Origin of the sequence: Gordonia pseudamarae, from assembly GCF_025273675.1 — a bacterium.
In the GTDB taxonomy this organism is placed as follows: domain Bacteria; phylum Actinomycetota; class Actinomycetes; order Mycobacteriales; family Mycobacteriaceae; genus Gordonia; species Gordonia pseudamarae.
The window spans coordinates 3,139,129-3,157,976 of the sequence record NZ_CP045809.1 but is presented as its reverse complement, the minus strand read 5'-3'; the positions used below and the strand labels follow the sequence as shown (position 1 = coordinate 3,157,976).

At 67.9% G+C, this 18,848-nt stretch carries 19 protein-coding genes and 1 tRNA gene; 10 read left to right on the top strand and 10 right to left on the bottom strand.

Annotated elements, in window-relative coordinates; genetic code table 11:
• Positions 1-152: 152 nt before the first annotated feature.
• From GII31_RS13870 to GII31_RS13850, 5 genes are all read left to right on the top strand, one after another.
• Positions 153-1,043, top strand: coding sequence for an IS982 family transposase (locus GII31_RS13870; RefSeq protein ID WP_213244400.1), 891 nt, complete (start codon positions 153-155; stop codon positions 1,041-1,043).
• 487 nt (positions 1,044-1,530) lie between these two features.
• Positions 1,531-2,109, top strand: a complete 579-nt coding sequence (locus GII31_RS13865; RefSeq protein ID WP_213243937.1) for a hypothetical protein — start codon at positions 1,531-1,533, stop codon at positions 2,107-2,109.
• Positions 2,109-2,285: a hypothetical protein gene (locus GII31_RS13860; RefSeq protein ID WP_213243935.1), complete on the top strand. Its 177-nt coding sequence runs from the start codon at positions 2,109-2,111 to the stop codon at positions 2,283-2,285. The genes GII31_RS13865 and GII31_RS13860 overlap by 1 nt, the downstream gene beginning before the upstream one ends.
• Positions 2,285-3,091 carry a hypothetical protein gene (locus GII31_RS13855; protein WP_213243933.1) on the top strand — a complete coding sequence of 269 codons (807 nt, stop codon included), beginning with the start codon at positions 2,285-2,287 and terminating at the stop codon, positions 3,089-3,091. Before GII31_RS13860 ends, GII31_RS13855 begins: the two co-directional genes overlap by 1 nt.
• A 147-nt stretch (positions 3,092-3,238) precedes the next feature.
• Positions 3,239-4,243, top strand: a complete 1,005-nt coding sequence (locus tag GII31_RS13850) for an IS481 family transposase (RefSeq protein ID WP_260839988.1) — start codon at positions 3,239-3,241, stop codon at positions 4,241-4,243.
• 4 nt (positions 4,244-4,247) lie between these two features.
• Here GII31_RS13850 and GII31_RS13845 read toward each other — a convergent pair whose 3' ends face one another.
• Positions 4,248-5,336 carry an Abi family protein gene (locus GII31_RS13845; RefSeq protein ID WP_246221875.1) on the bottom strand — a complete coding sequence of 363 codons (1,089 nt, stop codon included), beginning with the start codon at positions 5,334-5,336 and terminating at the stop codon, positions 4,248-4,250.
• Positions 5,337-5,573: 237 nt separating this feature from the next.
• On the opposite strand from GII31_RS13845, the gene GII31_RS13840 reads away from it, so the two are divergent.
• Positions 5,574-6,176 (top strand): recombinase family protein, encoded by a 603-nt coding sequence (locus GII31_RS13840; RefSeq protein ID WP_213243928.1) that lies wholly within the window; start codon positions 5,574-5,576, stop codon positions 6,174-6,176.
• Positions 6,177-6,874: 698 nt separating this feature from the next.
• On the opposite strand, the gene GII31_RS13835 is transcribed toward GII31_RS13840, so the two are convergent.
• Positions 6,875-7,402, bottom strand: a complete 528-nt coding sequence (locus GII31_RS13835; protein WP_213243927.1) for a hypothetical protein — start codon at positions 7,400-7,402, stop codon at positions 6,875-6,877.
• Complete coding sequence (locus GII31_RS13830; protein ID WP_213243925.1) at positions 7,395-10,475, bottom strand: N-6 DNA methylase; 3,081 nt, start codon at positions 10,473-10,475, stop codon at positions 7,395-7,397. Before GII31_RS13830 ends, GII31_RS13835 begins: the two co-directional genes overlap by 8 nt.
• A 100-nt stretch (positions 10,476-10,575) precedes the next feature.
• Here GII31_RS13830 and GII31_RS13825 point away from each other — a divergent pair, with 100 nt between their 5' ends.
• Both GII31_RS13825 and GII31_RS13820 read left to right on the top strand, forming a co-directional pair.
• Entirely contained in the window at positions 10,576-11,952 is a 1,377-nt protein-coding gene (locus tag GII31_RS13825; RefSeq protein WP_213243923.1) for an ApeA N-terminal domain 1-containing protein, read from the top strand.
• Positions 11,952-12,224, top strand: coding sequence for a hypothetical protein (locus GII31_RS13820; RefSeq protein ID WP_213243921.1), 273 nt, complete (start codon positions 11,952-11,954; stop codon positions 12,222-12,224). Before GII31_RS13825 ends, GII31_RS13820 begins: the two co-directional genes overlap by 1 nt.
• Before the next feature lie 240 nt (positions 12,225-12,464).
• Here the strand turns inward: GII31_RS13820 and GII31_RS13815 are convergent, their stop codons facing one another.
• Genes GII31_RS13815 through GII31_RS13805 form a run of 3 tightly spaced genes read right to left on the bottom strand, consistent with a single transcriptional unit; the run spans position 12,465 to position 13,293 of the window.
• Entirely contained in the window at positions 12,465-12,680 is a 216-nt protein-coding gene (locus GII31_RS13815; RefSeq protein WP_213243920.1) for a hypothetical protein, read from the bottom strand.
• Entirely contained in the window at positions 12,680-12,988 is a 309-nt protein-coding gene (locus tag GII31_RS13810) for a hypothetical protein (protein WP_213243918.1), read from the bottom strand. Before GII31_RS13810 ends, GII31_RS13815 begins: the two co-directional genes overlap by 1 nt.
• Complete coding sequence (locus tag GII31_RS13805; RefSeq protein ID WP_213243916.1) at positions 12,985-13,293, bottom strand: hypothetical protein; 309 nt, start codon at positions 13,291-13,293, stop codon at positions 12,985-12,987. The genes GII31_RS13810 and GII31_RS13805 overlap by 4 nt, the downstream gene beginning before the upstream one ends.
• 213 nt (positions 13,294-13,506) lie before the next feature.
• Between GII31_RS13805 and GII31_RS13800 the strand changes: the two genes are divergently transcribed.
• The gene (locus GII31_RS13800) at positions 13,507-14,685 is read left to right on the top strand and encodes a tyrosine-type recombinase/integrase (protein ID WP_213243914.1); all 1,179 of its coding nucleotides are present in this window, start codon (positions 13,507-13,509) and stop codon (positions 14,683-14,685) included.
• 119 nt (positions 14,686-14,804) lie between these two features.
• Here GII31_RS13800 and GII31_RS13795 read toward each other — a convergent pair.
• The 3 genes from GII31_RS13795 to GII31_RS13785 form a co-directional block, all read right to left on the bottom strand.
• Positions 14,805-14,879: transfer RNA gene (locus GII31_RS13795), tRNA-Val, on the bottom strand.
• 88 nt (positions 14,880-14,967) lie between these two features.
• A complete protein-coding gene (locus GII31_RS13790; RefSeq protein WP_260840509.1) occupies positions 14,968-15,948 on the bottom strand; it encodes a helix-turn-helix transcriptional regulator in 981 nt (326 codons plus the stop codon).
• Between the two features lie 4 nt (positions 15,949-15,952).
• Complete coding sequence (locus GII31_RS13785) at positions 15,953-16,828, bottom strand: spermidine synthase (protein WP_246221874.1); 876 nt, start codon at positions 16,826-16,828, stop codon at positions 15,953-15,955.
• A gap of 58 nt (positions 16,829-16,886) precedes the next feature.
• Here GII31_RS13785 and GII31_RS13780 point away from each other — a divergent pair, with 58 nt between their 5' ends.
• Positions 16,887-17,819, top strand: coding sequence for a cobalamin biosynthesis protein (locus GII31_RS13780; protein ID WP_213243911.1), 933 nt, complete (start codon positions 16,887-16,889; stop codon positions 17,817-17,819).
• Here GII31_RS13780 and GII31_RS13775 read toward each other — a convergent pair.
• Positions 17,797-18,759, bottom strand: coding sequence for an SURF1 family cytochrome oxidase biogenesis protein (locus tag GII31_RS13775; protein WP_213243909.1), 963 nt, complete (start codon positions 18,757-18,759; stop codon positions 17,797-17,799). The genes GII31_RS13780 and GII31_RS13775 overlap by 23 nt on opposite strands.
• Positions 18,760-18,848 lie beyond the last annotated feature (89 nt).

Genomic DNA, 18,848 nt, shown 5'->3' with positions numbered 1-18,848 from the left:
TCCTCACGGCCTCGGCCCGAAGTCAGGTCCCCAGACCACCCAATCGGGCCATCGGCAACCGACCGCCACCCCACGAAATTTTGAGGCTAGATGGTTGATTCCTTGAAGGTGCCGTCGGCAACGAGGTAGGCGGAGGGCTTCAAGATCAATGTGTGACGAAAGAACTCGAAACCCTCCTGACTGAACTCTATGTCCTCATCGACGACCACGTCGTCGAACCCCGCTCGGGACGCGGCCGGCGCCCGCTGCTCTCCGATGCCGAACTGCTCACGCTCGCGGTAGCGCAGGTGTTGCTCGGGTTCGACAGTGAACGGCGTTGGATCCGGCACGTCCACGGCAACGAGCAACTGCGCGCACTGTTCCCGTATCTGCCGGGCCAGTCCGACTACAACAAGCGTGTCAGGGCTGCACGAGGGTTGCTGTGCAAGACAATTCAGGCGGTGGCACGGCTCTCACCGTCGTGGTTCGACGACCTGTGGATCACCGACGCCACCCCGGTTCCGTGTGGCATGTCAAGGGAAACGGTCAAGCGGTCCGGCCTGGCCGGGCACGCCGGATACGGCTACTGCGCGTCACACTCGCGTTTCTACTGGGGCTTGAAGTTGTATCTGGTGTGCGCCGGCGACGGGATGCCGATCATGTGGTGCCTGGCGCATCCGAAGATCGGTGAACGCGAGGTGGTGACCGCGCTGCTCGAACGCGATCACCACCTCATCCGCTCCGGGCAGGTGCTGCTCGCCGACAAGGGCTTCTCCGGAAAGACGTTCGCTGCCACAACCGCCGCGATGGGCCTGCGGTTGCTGCGCCCGGACCGCAAGGACGAGACCTACCGCAACGGCAACCTCGGCGGGGTGCGGCAGTGGATCGAATCGGTCAACCAGACCCTCAAAGGGCAGCTCGGCCTGGAGAAACACGGCGGCCGGACCACCCACGGAGTGTTCGCCCGAGTGAGTCAACGCCTCCTGGCGATGTCCGCCGGCATCTGGCACAACTGGACCACCGGCATCACCACCAAACGATCCCTGATCGCGTACGACCACTGACCGCGTCCAAGGAATCAACCATCTAGTGGACTTGGCCACAGTTTGATAACGGCGACAGGTTCTGCGGCTCGCGTCACCAGTTGCCCCAGAAGGAGCCGCACAGACGGGCGGACGAGGACTCGGCGGGAAAGTTGCCCGGACGTTTCCGCAGGTCAGAGCCCTTATTCACTACCTTCCGGGCAACTCTGCAAAATAGTTGCCCTACTAGTTTGCCCGCACATTTCCGCAGGTCAGAGCTCCTATTGACTACCTTCCGGGCAACTAGGGCAACTATTCCTATACCTATGTGTGCGGGAAAGAATGTTCGTGTGGCGCGACGAGAAACGCGTTCCCGTATATAGCCGGTAGTGCCGAAAAGTTGCCCGCTGCCCGGAACACCCACTTTCGCCCGGATTCTGTACTCTGACCTGCACAAATCGCCCGGGCAGCTTTGGTGCCTCAAACGGGCCGAAAATCAAGAGTTGCCCGGAAAGCGGTGCACGCCGACGTGGCTTCGATCCTCCGCGTGGGGCGCGAGGCCCGAATCCACCTGGTGATCGCCACGCAGAACTCCGGGTCCAGGCGGATGATCGTGGACGCCGACACCGGTCAGGCCCGCAGCTTCCAGTCGTACTGGCAGTACAGCCCCGGTACGACCGAGCTGGCCGACGCCCCCGACTCGGCCATCCGCGAGGCGTGGGCCGCGACCGCCCAGGTGCTCGGCACCCGTGGCCGGACCGCGCCCCGGGTCGCCCCGCAGGTGGACGGCCAGGAGTTCCGCGACCTCGACGTGGAGGAGCTGCGGGACCTCGCCCCGGTGCTGCTGGACACCCCGACCGGACCGGACCCCGATGCCGCCCAGTACGGCCCGTCCTCGCCCTCGTGGCTCGGTGCCGCCGCCCTCGACGCGGGCTCCGGCATGGACTGGGACACCGGCGGCACGCCGCCCACCCCCACCACTTCCTTGACGCCCGACGCCGTACCCCGCACCCCGGCCCCGCCGGAGCCGAGCGCCGAGGGACTGGGGGGCGCTCGTGACGCAAATGCGCCCGAGACGATCTCGCCTCTGCCGCGCTGGCGAGCCTGATGCTGGGCCCCCGGCTGAGGGCACTAGCAGCCGCCGAGCTGACGAGCCTGCTGCGGGATTCCACCAACGATGAGCCGGTGGCCGGGGGCGACGCGGCACCCGCTTCCGCAGCCGATGACGACGGCTTCACCGACCTCCTGGCCGGACTCGATGACCTCCTGAAAGGGGACCACTGATGACTACCCACACCCCGCCGCCGAGCTACGTCGGCGTCTCGATGACGGCCACTCAGGCGGTCATCGCCACCGTGACCCCGGGCCTGGCACGCGACGGCGGGGGACTGCTGGCACAGGCTGTCGATCCCGCCGCTGTGATCCCGCGCACCGAACGCGGGCGTCGGCCCCACGTCGCCCGCGCGCTCGATCTGGGCGGGCGGATCGGCGCAGCCCTGGCCGCAGCCCTCGACACCGCCGGGATCGGCTGGGACTGCGTGGACCGTCGCACGCTCGCCGCTGCGGTCCACGGCGACGCCGGTGCAGGCGAGAGCACTCTGTCGCTGCACTCGGCGGCGATGTACGGGGAGGTCGCCGCCGGCGGGAAGGGCCGCGCCGGACAGGCACTCGATCTCGCCGTGCTGGCCGCGTACGCCGCCGGAGCACTCGATGAGCAGTCGTGGTCGCTGCTGAGCACCGCCGACTGGCCGGGCTTCGAGGGCGTGGAGGCTGCGGAGACCGGGGACTCGACACCCCCAGCCACAACCGAGCCGGAGCAGTCGGTGGACGAGCTGATCGCTGCCATCGTCGCCCGGCCCGAGGCTCCCCGCGAGCAGGTGGAGGCCGCAGCCAAGCTCCTGGACACCGACGCCCTGGACCGGGTGCTCGACAAGGCGGCGGGAGGTGGTCGCCGGGCCGCACTGGTCGCGGCCATCGAGTCCATCGGCGAGCCCCGGCTGGGAAGCTCTGGAGCCATCGCAGGTGCGCTGCTCATGGCCGCGCAGGGCACGACACGCGAGAGTGCGATCCGGGCGGCACTCGGCCTCTGACCGGGGCAGACCCCCGGCACCTGATCGCAGGGGCCGGGGTTCTAGCTAGTTGTACTTCCCCGACACGTTGTGAACATCTGAGGTAAGGCGAAGACCTCCGGGCAGGATGTGGGTTACCACACTCACCATCTAGCCACGGAGGTCTTCGTGACTCACGCTAACGCACCGTTGACGCCCGAGGGGCGTCGCCGTCTTGCTTCCCTGATCATCGATGAGGGCTGGTCTTTGCGGCGCGCTGCCGAACGGTTCCAGTGTTCGCCGGCCACGGCCAAGCGGTGGGCCGACCGTTACCGCGCCGGCCAGTGCCTGACCGACCGCAGTTCCCGCCCCGCCCGCTCACCGGCCCGGCTGCCCCGACGCACCGAACGACGAATCATCTGCCTGCGTTACTCCCGCCGGTGGGGACCGCACCGGATCTCCTATCACCTGGGTATCGCGCGTTCGACGGTCGGTCGGGTCCTGGAGCGCTACCGGATGCCGCTGCTGTCGAACATCGACCAGGCCACCGGACTACCGGTGCGCAGACCGAAACCGAAACGGTACGAGGTCGACCGGCCCGGACGACTCGTGCACGTCGACATCAAGAAGCAAGGCCGAATCCCCGACGGTGGTGGCTGGCGTGCTCATGGTCGCGGATCGGCCGCGGACCGTACTGCCGGTGTGGCCCGTGGCCGGGCAGCACGCTCGGGAGCACCGCACTCGCGGGGCTACCGCTACCTGCACCATGCCGTCGACGACCACTCCCGGGTGGCGTATTCGGAGATCCTCGACGACGAACGGAAAGAGACCGCGGCCAGATTCTGGCGGCGCGCCAACACGTTCTTCGCCGAGCGCGGCGTCGAAGTGACCGCGGTAATGACCGACAACGGTTCCTGCTACCGCTCCAACGCGTTCGCCCAGGCACTGGCCGAGACCGGGATCAAGCACAAGAAGACCAAGCCGTATCGGCCGCAGACGAACGGGAAGGTCGAACGTTTCAACCGAACCCTGGCCGCCGAGTGGGCCTACGCCCGCCCCTACACCAGCGAAGCCGAACGCACCACCGCCTACACCGCGTGGCTGCACCACTACAATCACCACCGACCCCACACCGGAATCGGAGGCCAAGTCCCCTCAGACCGCGTTCACAACCTCACGGGGAAGTACAGCTAGTTGGCTAGATCACGTCATCGGTTGACGTTGCAGTCTGTAGGCGGTGGAGAGAGACATATCGCTGTTTCCGAACAAAAGCCGAACCGAGCCCCTTACTGCGATTGGGAATCGCGGCAGGCAACGTCCGGTGGTCCTGTGCGCCAGGCCCACTCAGAAGAAAGACCTGGTACTCGCCAGATTGCTTCCACCCCTGTGCCCGGCTCGTTTGAATGACCGAGGCGATCTTGCGGTCGTTCTTATCGTTGGACTGCGCGAGGCGAGCTGCCTCGTGGTCGGTCCAGGTCACGTTGTCACGCCGGTGTCTGATCTTGGGCACCTCTGGCTGGATCGCCCTGTCCGCATAGAAGGCCAGGCGCTCGGTCTCCTGGAACGCGCGATTTGGCTGACAAACGTATGCCTGGACCATTTGGTAGAGGGGCCATGCGTCATTGGCCGGGACCACCAACGTGTCGATGACGCTGTGGGGGCGCGCCCGATACACCGCGTCGGTGCGGTCCACACTTTCGATCCACTCGACGGCTGCCGTTCCAAGAAACGATGCCACGCGGTGCATACGTCGAACCTCGAAAGGAACATCAACGTTGAGCATCGAGTCGTGGTGCGCGATCCTATTCCGCAGCTTCCTTAATGCCTCCAGTTCCCTCGAAACATCCGCTCGCCGCCCACTCGACCCGGGGAACGCCTTGAACAGCGCGGTACGCCAGAGGTCGTCGTACTTGTTCCCAGTCATCTGCGTCCAGAACCCGAAGCTCATTGCAGCGACGATCTGGTGCCGCGTGTCCTTACCGTTTGGACGCAGCCTACTGCGTTCCGTTTCAATCAGGCCTGCCATCGCGGCTGATGCCGGTGGTTTGCGGAGGAACCAAGGGATGCCGACTGCCTCATCCTTGAAGTGTTGTGCCAGGGTGCGGTCTATCGAGTTCCGTATCATCACTTCAAGGTGGGAGAACAGCTCGAACATCGCCATCGACATCGAAGCACTCCACTCATAGAGCAGGAGGGCGTCGTCGGGATCGTCGCCAGAGTGCCGAAGGTATGGGGCGAACCTCCCCGGCGAGAGCAGCACCACGACATCATCAGTTGAGAACGACATGGCGCGATGGTAGCTTGGTTGATGAACGCCCCGGACCCGCCTCTGATTCATTGCGAATCATGCGCCCGGGGCTTTGTACTTCCCCCCATCTCCCTCCCACAAACCACCGGATAGAGGACTGGTGACCAGCGACCGGGTGCCCGCAGCATCGGCCCAGCTCGCCCGGTCCCGGTTCCCCGTCCCGATTCCTCCTCCGTCCCGCTACTCGATGTCGTACCCATACGGGACGATCCCGGCATGACCACCACCTCGGCTCCCGTCTCCGGCCAGCTCCTCGGCTACGCCCGCGTCTCGACCACAGCGCAGGACGAGTCACTACAGCTCGACGCCCTGGCCGCAGCCGGGGCCGAGCGCGTGTTCACCGACCGGATCACCGGGTCGGTGCTCGACCGGCCCGGCCTGGACGAGCTGCTGGCCTACTGCCGCAGCGGCGACACCATCGTCGTCTACTCCCTGTCGCGACTCTCGCGCTCGACCCGTGACCTGCTCCGGCTGGCCGACGAACTGGCCGCGCGCGGCGTGGGGCTACGCAGCCTCACCGAGCCCGTAGACACGAGCACGTCGAGCCCCTACGGGCAGTTCACGCTGAGCCTCCTCGGTGCGCTCGCGGAGCTGGAACGCGGCATCCTGCGTGAGCGGACGCGGGACGGCGTGGCTGCCGCCCGAGCCCGTGGCCGCGTCGGTGGTCGCCGTCCCGTCGATCCATCCAAGGTCTCCGCAGCCGCCGACCTCGTGGCCGCTGGAAGGTCGGTGGCCGAGGCGGCGAAGATCGTCGGGCTTGGACGATCCACCCTTTACCGCGCACTCCGGGACGACCGCCACGAGACGGTCCCGACGTAACCGTCGGGGTCTCTCTGCCCGGCTCCGGCACCCCCGGAGCGGATGTACTCAGTCCGCGTGAATCGTCCAGCCGGCTCCGTCACATCCCCTCCAAACTCCGGGTGATCCGCAGCCTCGACACCCCGGCCCGAGGGAGTCGGGTGTGCGGTGCACAATGGGCTGCCGCGACGGTGGACCATCAAAGCGGAGACGCCAGGCATAGGTTGGTAAGGAAGTATAGGTAGATAAGGAATCGGATATAGCGCCCCTACGGCTGCCCTGCCGCAGCTCATCTGGGCTGCTTTTCCCCGCCCTACGGCACTCGGTGCAGGAGGGTGGCGGAAACCTTCTGCCCGAGGACTCCGCTCCGCGAGCGATCTCGCAATTGGTCAGGCTCACAGCGCTATTCGCGGAAATGGTGGCGAGTCCAGCCGCTCGCGGCGTGGCCCTACGAGCCCCCCTACGGTCGTTCCTACGGCGATTCCTACGAGCCCCCCTACGGTCGTTCCTACGGCGATTCCTACGAGCCCCCCTACGGTCGTTCCTACGGCAATTCCTACAGACTGGCCTGGCCTCAGAAGTGGATGGGCATCGGACAGGCAAGCGCAGATCGTAGCGAACCTCGTGCGCGACAGGCACCCGATTGCGCGCTGGGTTGATGCTGACCCGCTCTGGCGCGACGCGAGTGGGCAGCGGGTGAACAGGCACTGAGGGTTCGGTCAGGTGGCGCGGTGAACGGTCACGGTATCGAGCCGCCGGTGAACCAAGGACACGGTGCCCAGCACGTCGAGAGCGTCGTGCTCGGACAGCGCCCACTCAACCCTCGGCTCATGCGCCGAGGGGTTCAGGCGCGAAGGCGGGTGCTGCGCTGCCTCAGAGTCGGTGGTGGTGCGCGTTGTGCGCGACACCCGGCCATCGTTGAGCACCTTCAGTCCAGAGAGGGAAAGCACCTGCTTCAGACTGTCCCGCGCCGTCGCGGCTTCGGCGCGGTGAGCGAGGGTGCGGTCGGGCTTCATCGCCTCCTTCACCAGAGCCACTAGCGGGCGACCATCACCCTGCCGGTTCTGCTTGATCCGCCGCGAGGCATCGATCCGCCGCCACTTGGTGCCGTCAGCAATCGGCAGCGGCAGACCGGTGTCGATGAGGAGCTGGTTCACCTCGGTACCGGTGTAGAGGTCGCCGATGGCGCGTGAGACCGCCTCGATGGTTCCTGCCGGGAACGGCGGGATGTGTGTACGGTCAGTCATCGCCGAGGAGCCGCCTGATGGTCTCGTTGATCTCCGCGCTGACTCCCTGCTCCGCTATGCCAGCGGCCACGAGCTTCCGTGCTGCCTGGAACGTACGCGCACCTGTCACGTCCACGGCTGCGGCCACCTCAGCAGCATCTACTCCGAGCGCGGCAATGCGCTGGTGTAGTTCACTCGTTGGGTCGAACTTCGGGAACGGCACGAGGAACACATACTTGTCGAAGTGACGGGCACCGAACAACCCGAGAGTCTGTAACGGCTTCACCCTCGCCAGAAGTTCAGCCGAGTTCAGGACCGCGCACAAGTAGTTCGCTTCGGCTTCTGAGGCCACAGACGACCAGTAGAGCGACGTGTCGATCACGGCCCTCGGGTCCTCGATGACCGTTGCGGCCAAGGTGTTACCGGCCTTCGTGTAGACGACCCGCCGGTGCGCGAGCGGGAACTGCGCGGAGAGCTGCCCGTGGTAGTCGATCCGGTCCAGCAGCCGCGACCGATCCTGAGATGGCTTGTCCTTCTCCCAGGCTGCTTCTGCGGGCTCCCACCACGAGAGGAGGCCCGGGGACTGTTCGATCTCCTCTGCACTCATCAGTTCATCCATCACCGGGAGTACCGCTTTTCGAGGTCTCACCGAGCGGAAGGGCAGGATCGTCTCACCGAGATAGACGGGGCGGACGAATCGACTCTCGACACGAGCTTGGAGCGAGGGCAGCGATTTCCACGGTTCCTTCTCCAACGTCGAGCGATGCGACACCACTGCGACGCGGCCCGCACCCGCACCGAGCGGCCCGGCCGAAGTCTCCGTGACGAACAGACATACTCGCGGCGCGAGTACCGCGCCCTGACGGAATAGGTTCTTGTACGGCGACGTGGGAACCTCAGCCCCGGCGGCGTGCGCCACGATTCTCCCCGGCGCAGTGGTGATCTTCGCGCTCGCTTCCGCCCAAGGAACGTCAGCACGCGGCAGGCGACCAGTCCAACAGACTGTCTCGGACGGCAGAGGTGCCGGTATCGCTGACCGGTCGCCAAACACGACACAGGAGACCATCGGGAATCCCGTGGTCGCGTTCGCCAGGTCCCAGCTCTCCGCGAATCGCACCGCAAGAGGCTCTGACGTGCGGGTCTCCCACTCACCCGTACGGAAGCCTGTATGCGGCTTGCGGGTGAGTATCCCGTGGGGCATGACGAAGGCGAACCGGCCTCCGGCCCGTAGATACAGCTCTACTGCGCGGACGACGAACAGTGTTGAGAGGTCCCGGCTAGAAGCGCCGAGGCCACCGGTGAGCAGGTTCCTCGGCTTCGCCAGGTTCTTGTAACGCTCCTGCATGTTGGCCGTCATCTTGGAGTACCGCAGCCAGGGCGGGTTGCCGACCATCACGTCAACTCGGTTGGCTGGCTCGGAGAGCCACAACGGGCGAATGAGGTTGCGGACGTAATAGCCCCAGATGTGGTTGCGCCCGGTGCGGTGGAGCGCGCGCATGGTCGAGAACGTCGTCGTCAGCACCTTGCCTTCGTCCTCGGTCACCCCGAAGTTCTTCAACACCGGGTCGATCAGTTCCACGTCGGTGCGCATGAGCTTCCCGTTCTTGAACACGCGAACGTCGAGTGCCCGGTCGGCCATTTCGGTGACCAGGCGGTCGAACCTTCCGGCATCGGCGAGCACGCTGCGAGGGAACACGAGGTCGTCGCCGAACAGGACGCCGCCGCCTTCGACCAGCTCATCGCCCTCGGTCGCCACGGTGACCAGTTCCCCGCCGTCGATCAGGTCGCGGCGCTGCTCCCATTGCATTGAGTCGCCGAGGTAGACGGGGATCGTGAGGGGGCCGCGATCCGGGTGCTGAATCCGGTCCAGGCCAATCGCCAGCAGGTAGGTGACGCGGGCTAGGGTCACTGCAACCGGGTGTACGTCCATCCCGACGACCTGTGCCGTCACATGGTCGAGGGCCTTGTTCGGAGGCGCGCCTCCGGCCTCGGCGGCGTCGAGGTACCGGCGGATCGCATGGAACAGGAACGTGCCCGAACCGCAGCTAGGGTCCGCGACCCTCATGTTCAACGGGTCGGTAACTGTCTCGTGGACCACGCGGTCCGCCAGCCAGTCCGGGGTGTAGTACTCGCCCAGTCGCTCGCGTTCCTGCGTCGGTATTACCGACTCGTACAGGATTTTCAGAACGTCGTGTTCGACCTCGTTCCAGTTGAACCGGGACAGCCGACGGCCCAGCTCAGAGACGAACGTGCCACCGCCTTCGACCTGGGTTACCCAGTCGAAGAAGTCGGCCTCGATGACGCCGTGAATCTGGGATGCCTGGAACTCCGAGCCCGAGATGAGCTGAACGGGGCTGAGCGGTCCATGCGGGGAGATGTCCCAGCCGATAGCGGCGTGGGCGATCAGCTCGGCGGTGACCACCAGCAGCGTGTGGTTGATGAACAGGTCAGGGTCGTCGGTGAACTGCTTGCCGAACGCCGTGCGCAGGAGCTTGGCCCACAGCTCGCGCTTCAACTTCACTTCGGGATGGTCCTTGTTCGCCTCGTAGAGCGCGGCGAGCGAGGCGTGGTCGAGGTGGTGGCCGGGAGAGTCCGCGCCGAGGCGTTCCTCGATCTCAGCCGGGGTGGGCTTGATCTGCTCGCGCGTCGCCATGACCGATTCGAGCCAGACCAGCAGTCGCTCGGCGTCGGGGCGCTGCGGGGTCAGGGCCAGGTCGGAAACGTAGGCCAGCTCCCCGTCAAGGAGGTGATAGAGCCGCCAAGTCGTGCCGTCGGTCAGGATTCCGACGTACCGGCTGGCGAGTTCGGTGGTGCGCTGCTGGACGTACCCGGCGAGCTGACTCTCGTACTCGGCCAAGTTCCCGACTCGCAGGTCCTTCTTCACCTCGATGACGACGTGCCCGGCTTCCACGTCGATCCGGCGGCGAGTGCCGTCGGCGACCGGCGACTCCATCTTCCGCGCGTCGGACTCGTCCAGGCCGAGGGGCGCGAGCGTCAGCAGGGAGTAGATGTCGGCTTGGATTTCCGCTTCGGGGCGCACGGGCTTGCGGGAGGCAAGGCGCGAGACGATCCCCTCGATCACTTCACTAGGCACTACGTCACCGTATGCGAGGTGGCTGGTCCCCTCCGGGACGCGAGCCGTGGCGGTGTCGGCGAAGGTCTGTCGTGTCCAGGGCCGCGCATAGGCTGGGGACATGGCCCGATCCGTCCTTTCGCAGTCCAACGGTGAGTTCTGGCTGGCCGACGGGATCGGCGAGCACATGCGGGGGCAGTTGGAGCTACCCGTAGGCGACCGAGCGTCGGTGGTCCTCGACGGGGTGATCCCCGACGATCCAACAGTCACCGTAGAGCGGACCGGCCCCACGACGACCACGACGACACTCTCTGCTGACCCGGAGAAGCACGTCCAGGCGTTCGCGCCGCGCGATCTGCACGGGGTCCTCGACACGAGCGAGCAAGTGAGTCTGGTCGAGGCCCGCAACCACGGAGGGTCCGGGCACTTCGGTGCGCCCTTCTTCGAGCCGGACGCGGCGATCTTCGGAGCCCACGTCACCCGTGACCAGCCCTACACTGCGATCCGCTTCCGGCTCGATGATCCCTCCTGGCTGGTACACCTGACCGACGGCGACAGCGCCGTGGTGCCCGACGATCACTCGATACTGCGGGCCGAGGTCACCGACGGAACCGCCTGGCTCGTCTACGAGTCGGCGCAACCAAGCGACCTCGACCAGCTCATGCGCCGGGCCGTCTCTGGCTGTCGGGCTCTCGCGTGGCTGGTCCTGGACAGGCAGCTCGTCGTCATGCGGACCCAGGTGCGAATCAGCGACGGCCCGTGGCTGCGCGTCCACGGCGCGAACTTCGAGCACGAAGAACCTGTCGAGTGGAAGAAGCCCCTGCTCGACCCAGCGCTGCTCACCGTCGAGAAGTTCGCCGAGTGGATCGCCATGCACTCTCGCCTGGACGGACTCGACTGGGCGGTGATGGAGCTGGATTCCGATCGCCCGGTAGAGGTCCGCGCGATGCTGGGAACCACGCTCATCGAGGGCTTCCACCGGCGGCTCCCGTTCCCTCAGAAGCGGTTCCCCGAAGCGTCCAAGAACGCGCTTCGGGCGATCAGGAGTGCGGCTACCGCTGCCGCTGAGGCCGAGGCGCGTAAACACCAGGGCGTGGACCCCGAGGCCGTTCGGGAGGCCGTACGCGCCGCCGTAGGACACCTGGGCGATGTCGGATTCAGCGCCCGGGTCCGGGACATGCAAGCCGAGGTCGCCGACGTGGTGCCGGACCTGATCGCGGCGGTGCCTGACATCGCGCAGCTCTACAAGAACGCGCGGAACGATCTGGCCCATCATCTCCGGCCTCGGGACGGAGTACATGGCGCGTCGTTCCTGCGGTGGGCGGCGTCGGCTCACTCGCTGCCGTGGTTCCTCCGCGCGTTCCTACTGACGCGTGCCGGGTACGACCACGCTGCACTCGCAGAGGCCATCGACAAACGCGACCGATACCAGTACGAGTGCGCGAACACCCGGGCGTTCCTCCGTGAGTTGCAGCGTGTGGAAGCCGAGACACAGTGATGCCTGGCGACGACGACGAACGCCCCGAGTACGCCGAGGATTTCCCGGACGGCACCGGGGCGTTGCCCGAGGCCGTGCGCGAGTTCCTGGCCGGGGAGCGTGCGTACTGGCGGCAGGTGCGCGGGGACCCCGGGCCGGAGCAGCCGGACCACGCCGAGGCGCTGCGGGAGATCGAGAAGCGAGTCGCACTTGAAACGGGGTACGGCGATTGGGTCGGCATGGACCCGACGCCGCGCCTCGACCTGTCAGAGCTGGACGAGCGGCCAGAGTAGATCACCTGCCTCGGTGTGGCACGGGTACCCCTGCTCTCCGCAGCGCGCTCGCCGCGTTCAGGGGTCCCCGGCGGTCGCTGCCGGTACACGGGATCACGAGCGGCCTGACCGGCTCGCCGCAGCGGTCGGTCCATCCGGGCGGGGGTACCAGGCGCGGGTGCCGCCGCCCGTGCTGCACAGTCCAGCCGTGAGCCTCGGCGGCGCGGACGAGCGGGCGGAGGTCCGGGTCCACGCGGCGGGTCACATCGTCTCCCAGCGCTGCGCGGGGTCCCCGATTTGGGTCCATCCGCAGCAGTCACAGTCCCAGTAGCCAGCCTCGTCCTGCTCGCCGACGAGGGCCAGGAGGCCCGCCGCTTCGAGGAACGCAGTGACCCGCAGCTCGTCCTCGGCATCGAGGTGGCTGGTGTCCGCGTTCGCCGCGACCACGGAGCATGAGAGGCAGAGGCGGTAGATCATCAGCGGACCCGCTTCCCGCGCTTAGTGATGAGGCCGAGGCGGCGCAGGAGGCCGTGGGCGGTGCGGGGGTGCCCGGCGATGATGAGGCCCTGACCGAGCAGCCAGGGGTCGAGCGGATCGGCGTCATCCTCGGTCAGCTCGCGGCAAAGGGCGTAGACGGGGCCGAGGCCGAGGTGTCCGGCGGCTACGTCGGCGAGGAGGGTGAGGACGGGCTGCTCAGGGCCGAGGGCGTCGGCTACCCAGGCGGACAGCTCGGCTTCGTCGTCGGTGGCCGGAGGGTCGCCCCAGAGCGCAGCGCCGGTGCTCACAGGATCACCGGCTCGGCTTGCAGAGTCGCCGAGAGGATGTGCTGCATCTTGGAGGCCAGGAACTCGTCGCTGATCCCGTCGGTGATGGTCCGCTGCCGGGCGTTGTAGAGGTCGATCACGTCGGGGCGGGCGTCGAGGAGGACGGCGCGGTACTGGTCGATCACGGCGGCGACGGCGGACCCGGAGCATGTGCCGAAGGTGCTTCCGGCAACGGACATGGAGAGATGGTCAGCGATCAGTCCGTCGGCGAGGGCCGTGGCGCACTGGATGAGTGCGGGAGGGCGGCAGGTGTGGTGCTCGGTCATGGGCTCATAGTGCCGCCGAGCGGTGACAAACTGGGCCGTCAGCGAGGGCAGCGGGCGTCACGTCCTAGCCCTGGTCAGACGGCGCGCGGGGCGGGTACCGTGGGGCTGTCCTCTCGTAGCAAAGCGGACGACTGAGCCCCGCAGACACCCCCTGGTTGCGGGGCTCAGTCATGCGGCGGCGATACGCTGAGCGAGCTACGAGAGGGAGGGACGATGCCTCGGCTGCCTGCGCACATCGAGCGAGTCGCGCTGCCCTCGGGGGCCGTGCGCTTCGAGGTCCGGCCCGCCGGGCTCGATCCGGCGACGGGTCGCCGTCGCCAGTTCCGGCGGCGGTTCCGCACGGTGGACGAGGCCCACGCGTTCTACGTCGAGATCGCTGGGGACCCGGTGCAGGCGACCGTCCGCGCCGACCGGGGGCGCGGCTCCCGCACGTTTGTGCAGGAGGCCGAGGACTGGCTGCTCACGCTGCGGAAGCGAGCACGCTCGACGGTGGACGGCTACGGGTACGACTTGAAGCGTGCCTACCCGTACCTGGGTGACAAAAGGGTCCGCGACATCACCGACCGCGACGTAGAGGAGATGGTCACCGCGCTGCTGGATCGCGGCCTGGTGGAGACCACGGTGGACGCGACGCTGACGCGAGTGCGCCAGGTCCTCCGCTGGCTGGTGCAGCGACACCAGCTCACCTACAACGCGGCGGAGCACGTCGAGGGGCCGAAGGTCTCACGGGATCACTACGAGGGGCTGCGCGACGCGATACCCGACGCCGACCTCGCCGCGATCTATGAGGTGATCGACGGCGACCGGTTCGGGCACCTGTGGCGGCTGGCGCTCCTCGGCCTGCGCCGGTCGGAGCTGGCAGGTCTGCGGTGGCGGGACATAGACCTCGACGCCGACCCCGCCACGGTGTCGGTAGCGGTGCCGCGTACCGCCGTGCGTGGCGGCGCGGATGAGAGCGACGGCAAGAACGAGACTTCGATCAGGACCCTCCCACTACCGCAGGAGGAGGCCGAGGCGCTGAGGGCCGCGTGGGACCGCAAGCTGCGGGACATCGAGCGGCAGGGACGCCGCTACCGTCCGACGGACCTGCTGGCCGTGTCCGTCGGCGGAGTGCCCCGGAATCCTTCGACGTTGAGCAAGGACTGGGCCGCGATGCTGCGGAACGCGGGGCTGCCGCACGTCCGGCTGCACGACGCCCGGCACACCGCAGCCTCGTCCATGCTGGCCCGGGGGATCGACCCGGCCACGGTGGCGGCGTGGCTCGGCCATGCGAACGCACGGGTGACATTGGGCGTGTACGCGCACTCGAACCCGGGCCGTCTCGTAGTGGTGGCCGAGGGTTTCCACGACAAGCCGGAGCCCGAGAAGAAGCCAAAGAAGCGCAAGCCATGAAGGCTGATTGACGAGTGACACGCGAGTGTCACCGCAGGTCGTTAGGTCGCTGATTGTGTCAACTTGTGTCAACTTCACCGCTCCGGGCGCTCGGCCCGGTTGCATATCCGCTGGTCAGATGGTGCGCGCAGTAGGGATCGAACCTACGACCGCTGGTGTGTAAGACCAGAGCTCTACCGCTGAGCTATACGCGCGGGCGGCACGCACAGATGCGCGCACCAACGTAAGAATCTAGCGGTTCTCGCGCCACGGCCCAAACCGGCAGGTCGGACACGAGAGCGATCAGGCACTTGTGATCGACCTGCGGTAGCGTTCGGCCAGGCGGTCGTGCTCCTCGGCGAGGGCGGCGCATTCGACGCGCAGCGCCTCGGGTTCGAGGATGTCGAAGTCGGCGTTGAAGGCACGCAGCCAACGGGCGATCGAGGTCAGGGATTTGCTGTAGACCCGGAGTTCGCACGCGGAGTCGTCGCCGGATTCGATGGTGGCCCATTCGTCGGAGACCATCGCGGCGATGTCGGTCAGAGGTGCGTGGACGCGCACCCTGGCCGTCGCCGCGCGGTGCACGGCGCCGATGCTGCGGGCCAGGTAGGCGCCCGCGCCGCCCTCGGGAAGTTCGCGGGGCGAGAACCGGGGGCCGGTGGGCGTCTTGGGTTCCATCCGGTCGATACGGAACGATCGCCAGTCCGCCCGCGCGAGATCCCAGCCGATCAGATACCAGCGTGAACCGTTGCGGACCACCCGATACGGTTCGATGTCGCGGCGGCTTTCGGTGCCGTCGGCCTTGCGATAGTCGAAACGCAGCCGTTCGTGGCGGTGGCAGGTGGTGGCGATGTCGGTGAGCCGGTCCGCCGGGATCGACGTCCACGACGCGTTGCGGGGCACCGAATCCACCGACAGTGCGTCGAGGCGGTGCCGCAGCCGCGACGGCATCACCTGGCGCAGCTTGGTCAGCGCCCCCGCCGAGGCGTCCTGGATACCGGCGATACCGCCCGCCGCCACCGTGTTCAGGCCGACGGCGACGGCCAGCACCTCCTGGTCGTCGAGCAGCAGTGGCGGCATCTCGGCACCCGCGCCGAGCCGGTAGCCTCCGCCGACACCGACATTGGCCTCCACCGGATAGCCGAGGTCGCGCAGTTTGTCGATGTCGCGGCGGACGGTGCGGGTAGTGATGTTCAGCCTGTTCGCGAGCTCGGGGCCCGTCCACTCCTGCCGCATCTGCAGCAGGGACAGCAGGCGCAGTAGTCGTGCCGACGTTTCCAACATGCGGTCATCCTGCACCACCGGGCGGACGATTACTGTCCGCAATCGGCGGCAGACCGGAATGTACCCGCGATGGTTCCGGATCCCGCAGAACCGGGCGTGAGCCGAAGGCACGGACCTGTTCCCCGACGACCAACGACGACGGGAGGGCGTCGGACAGGAGTCTGCGCACCAGGGCCGGGTCGGCGTCGAGGGGGCCGTCGGAACCGACGATGACGACGTTGCCCGTGCGCCGCCCCTTCAGCATCGACGGATCGGCGATGATCGCGGTGTTGGCGAAGGTGTCGGCGACTGTGGCGACCTCGGCGCGGGCCCGGCGCAGGGTGCGGTCGTCGCCGCAGTTGGCCAGATACAGCCCGCCCGGGGCGAGGACCCGGTGGGCGTGGCCGGTGAACTCGCGGGTGGTCAGGTGGTCGGGGGTGACGGCGTCGCTGAACGCATCGCGCACAATGACGTCACGGGAGTCGTCGTGCGCGGCTTCGAGAACCTCGCGGGCGTCGCCGACGCGGATGCGCAGCAGCGGCGACCGGGGCAGGGCGAACCATTCGCGGACCAGCCGGGCGAGTGTGGCGTCGACCTCCACCGCCACCTGCCGGGCGTTCGGGTAGCGGGCGGCGAGGTAACGGGGCAACGAGCAGGCCGCACCGCCCAGGTGCAACACCCGCAGGGGCGCCGGCGGTTCGTGTCGTTGCTCGATGACCGCGACCATCTGCCGCATGTAGTCGAAGTCGAGCAGCAGCGGATCGTCGGGGTCGATGTGGGAGCTGTGCGCGCCGTTGATGGTGAGCAGCCAGCCGCCCGCGATCAGGTCGGGGGCCAGTTCGCAGGTACCCGAATCGATCTGGTGAACGCCGGTCACCGGGGCCGGCTGGGTCTTGGACATCCGGGTCAGTGTAGTGGCGGGGTGGCCGGTGTTACGCTCACGCCCCGTGGGCGTACGGATGGATTCTGTTGCGGTGGGTGTCGTCGCGGGCTACGCCGCCGACCGGATACTCGGCGATCCGCGGCGCTACCACCCTGTCGCCGGACTCGGCCGGGTGCTCGGCGGCCTGGAGCGCGCGCTGTACCGGGACTCGCGGAGCGCGGGCCTGGCGCACGTCGCGCTGGCCGTCGGCGGTGTGGCCGTGACCTCGGCGCTGCTGACCGGGCGGCTGCGGCGGACAGAACCCCTGCTGGTGGCGGCCGCGACATGGGCAGTGCTCGGCGGTACCACGTTGGCCGCTGTCGGCGAGCAGATGGCCGACAGTCTTGACGCCGGCGATCTGGAGGCGGCCCGCGCGTTGATCCCGAGCCTGTGCGGGCGTGACCCGAACTCCCTGGATGCCGACGGCATGTGCCGGGCCGCGGTGGAGTCGATCGCCGAGAACACCTCCGACGCCACGGTCGCCCCCGTCCTGTGGGGTGCAGTCGCCGGTGTCCCCGGCCTGCTGGCCTATCGCACCGTCAACACCCTTGACGCGATGGTCGGCTACCGGTCGCCCCGGTACGAACGATTCGGGTGGGCGAGCGCCCGGCTCGACGACCTGGCCAACTTCGTTCCCGCGCGCGTCGGCGGCGTGCTGGCGGTGGTGCTGGGACCGGATCCCGCGGCGTCGTGGGCGGCGTGGCACCGCGATGCGCACAACCATCCGAGCCCCAACGCCGGAGTCGTGGAGGCCTCGTTCGCCGGTGCGCTCGGTATCGGGCTCGGTGGGCGCACCGTGTACGCGCACGGGGTGGAGATGCGCCCGGAACTGGGTCGCGGGCACGCACCCGGACCCGTCGACCTGCGGGCGGCCGTGCGGTTGTCACGCCGGGTGCAGACCGGTGCCGTGGCGGTCGCCGTCGGCTACCGGGTGGTGCGGGCGGTGTTCAGCCGCCGTAGCGCCGGCTGAGTTTCTCGCGGACCGCCGCCGCCGAATGCTGCGTGTCGGGGCCGTGCCCGATGCCGGTGCTCTCGCCGGTGTGCGCATCGGCCGGCACCTCGGCACCCGAGGCGGCCCGACGCATGTCGGCGCGGGCCCGGGCCCGTTTGGAGGCGACCCGCTCCGGATCGTCGCCGGAGTCACCGGAGTCGCCGGAGACGGGGGCCGCGGCGCGACGGCGGTGTTTGAGCTCGGACCAGATGAAATAGCCCAGACCCAGCGGTGCCATGATCCCGAACGCGAGCCACTGCAGGCCGTACGACAGGTACGGTCCCGAGTCGAGTTGCGGCAACGCGATGGTGCCGAGCGATCCGGGCATGCCGGCCGACAGTTGCAGGTAGAACGGATCGAAGGTCAGCGCGGCGGCGGCACCAACCTCGGCGGGGTCGATGGTGTACACCGCCGGGGCGCCCGCCTCCTGGTGGGCGCCGCGTCCCGGTGAGGTGCCCTCGGAGGCGCGGATACGTCCGGTGATGGTGGTCCGGCCGGACGGCGCGGCGGGTACGTCGGTGACGGCCCGGGTCTGTTCGGGCCGCACGTAGCCGCGATTGACAAGCACCACCCGGTCCGACCCCGCCACCGCGAACGGGGTGAGAACCTCGATCGCCGGCCGCTCCTCGGCCGACCGCAGCCGCACCAGTACCTGCTTGCCGGGCAGGTAGTTGCCGGTGACGGTGACCGCCCGCCACTCGGTGTCCTTGTCGAAGGGGGCACCGGCGCGGGCGACCTCGTCGAGAGGGACGGCGTCGGTGGCCACCGCCTGCTTGATGAGGTCGTTGCGATGTTCGGTATTCGAGTTCTTGCCGAGTTGCCACGGTGCCAGCAGCATGAAGCAGGCGGCGGCGAAGGCGATCACCACCACGCCCAGGACCAGCCATCCGGGCCGAAGGAATGTTCGCAGCACATGCACCCCTCAACGGTACCGACCGGACGAGGGTGGGTGTCGAGGGTGTCGGGACACGGTCGTTCGCGTTCCGCACCGGATCGCGGTATCGGCGG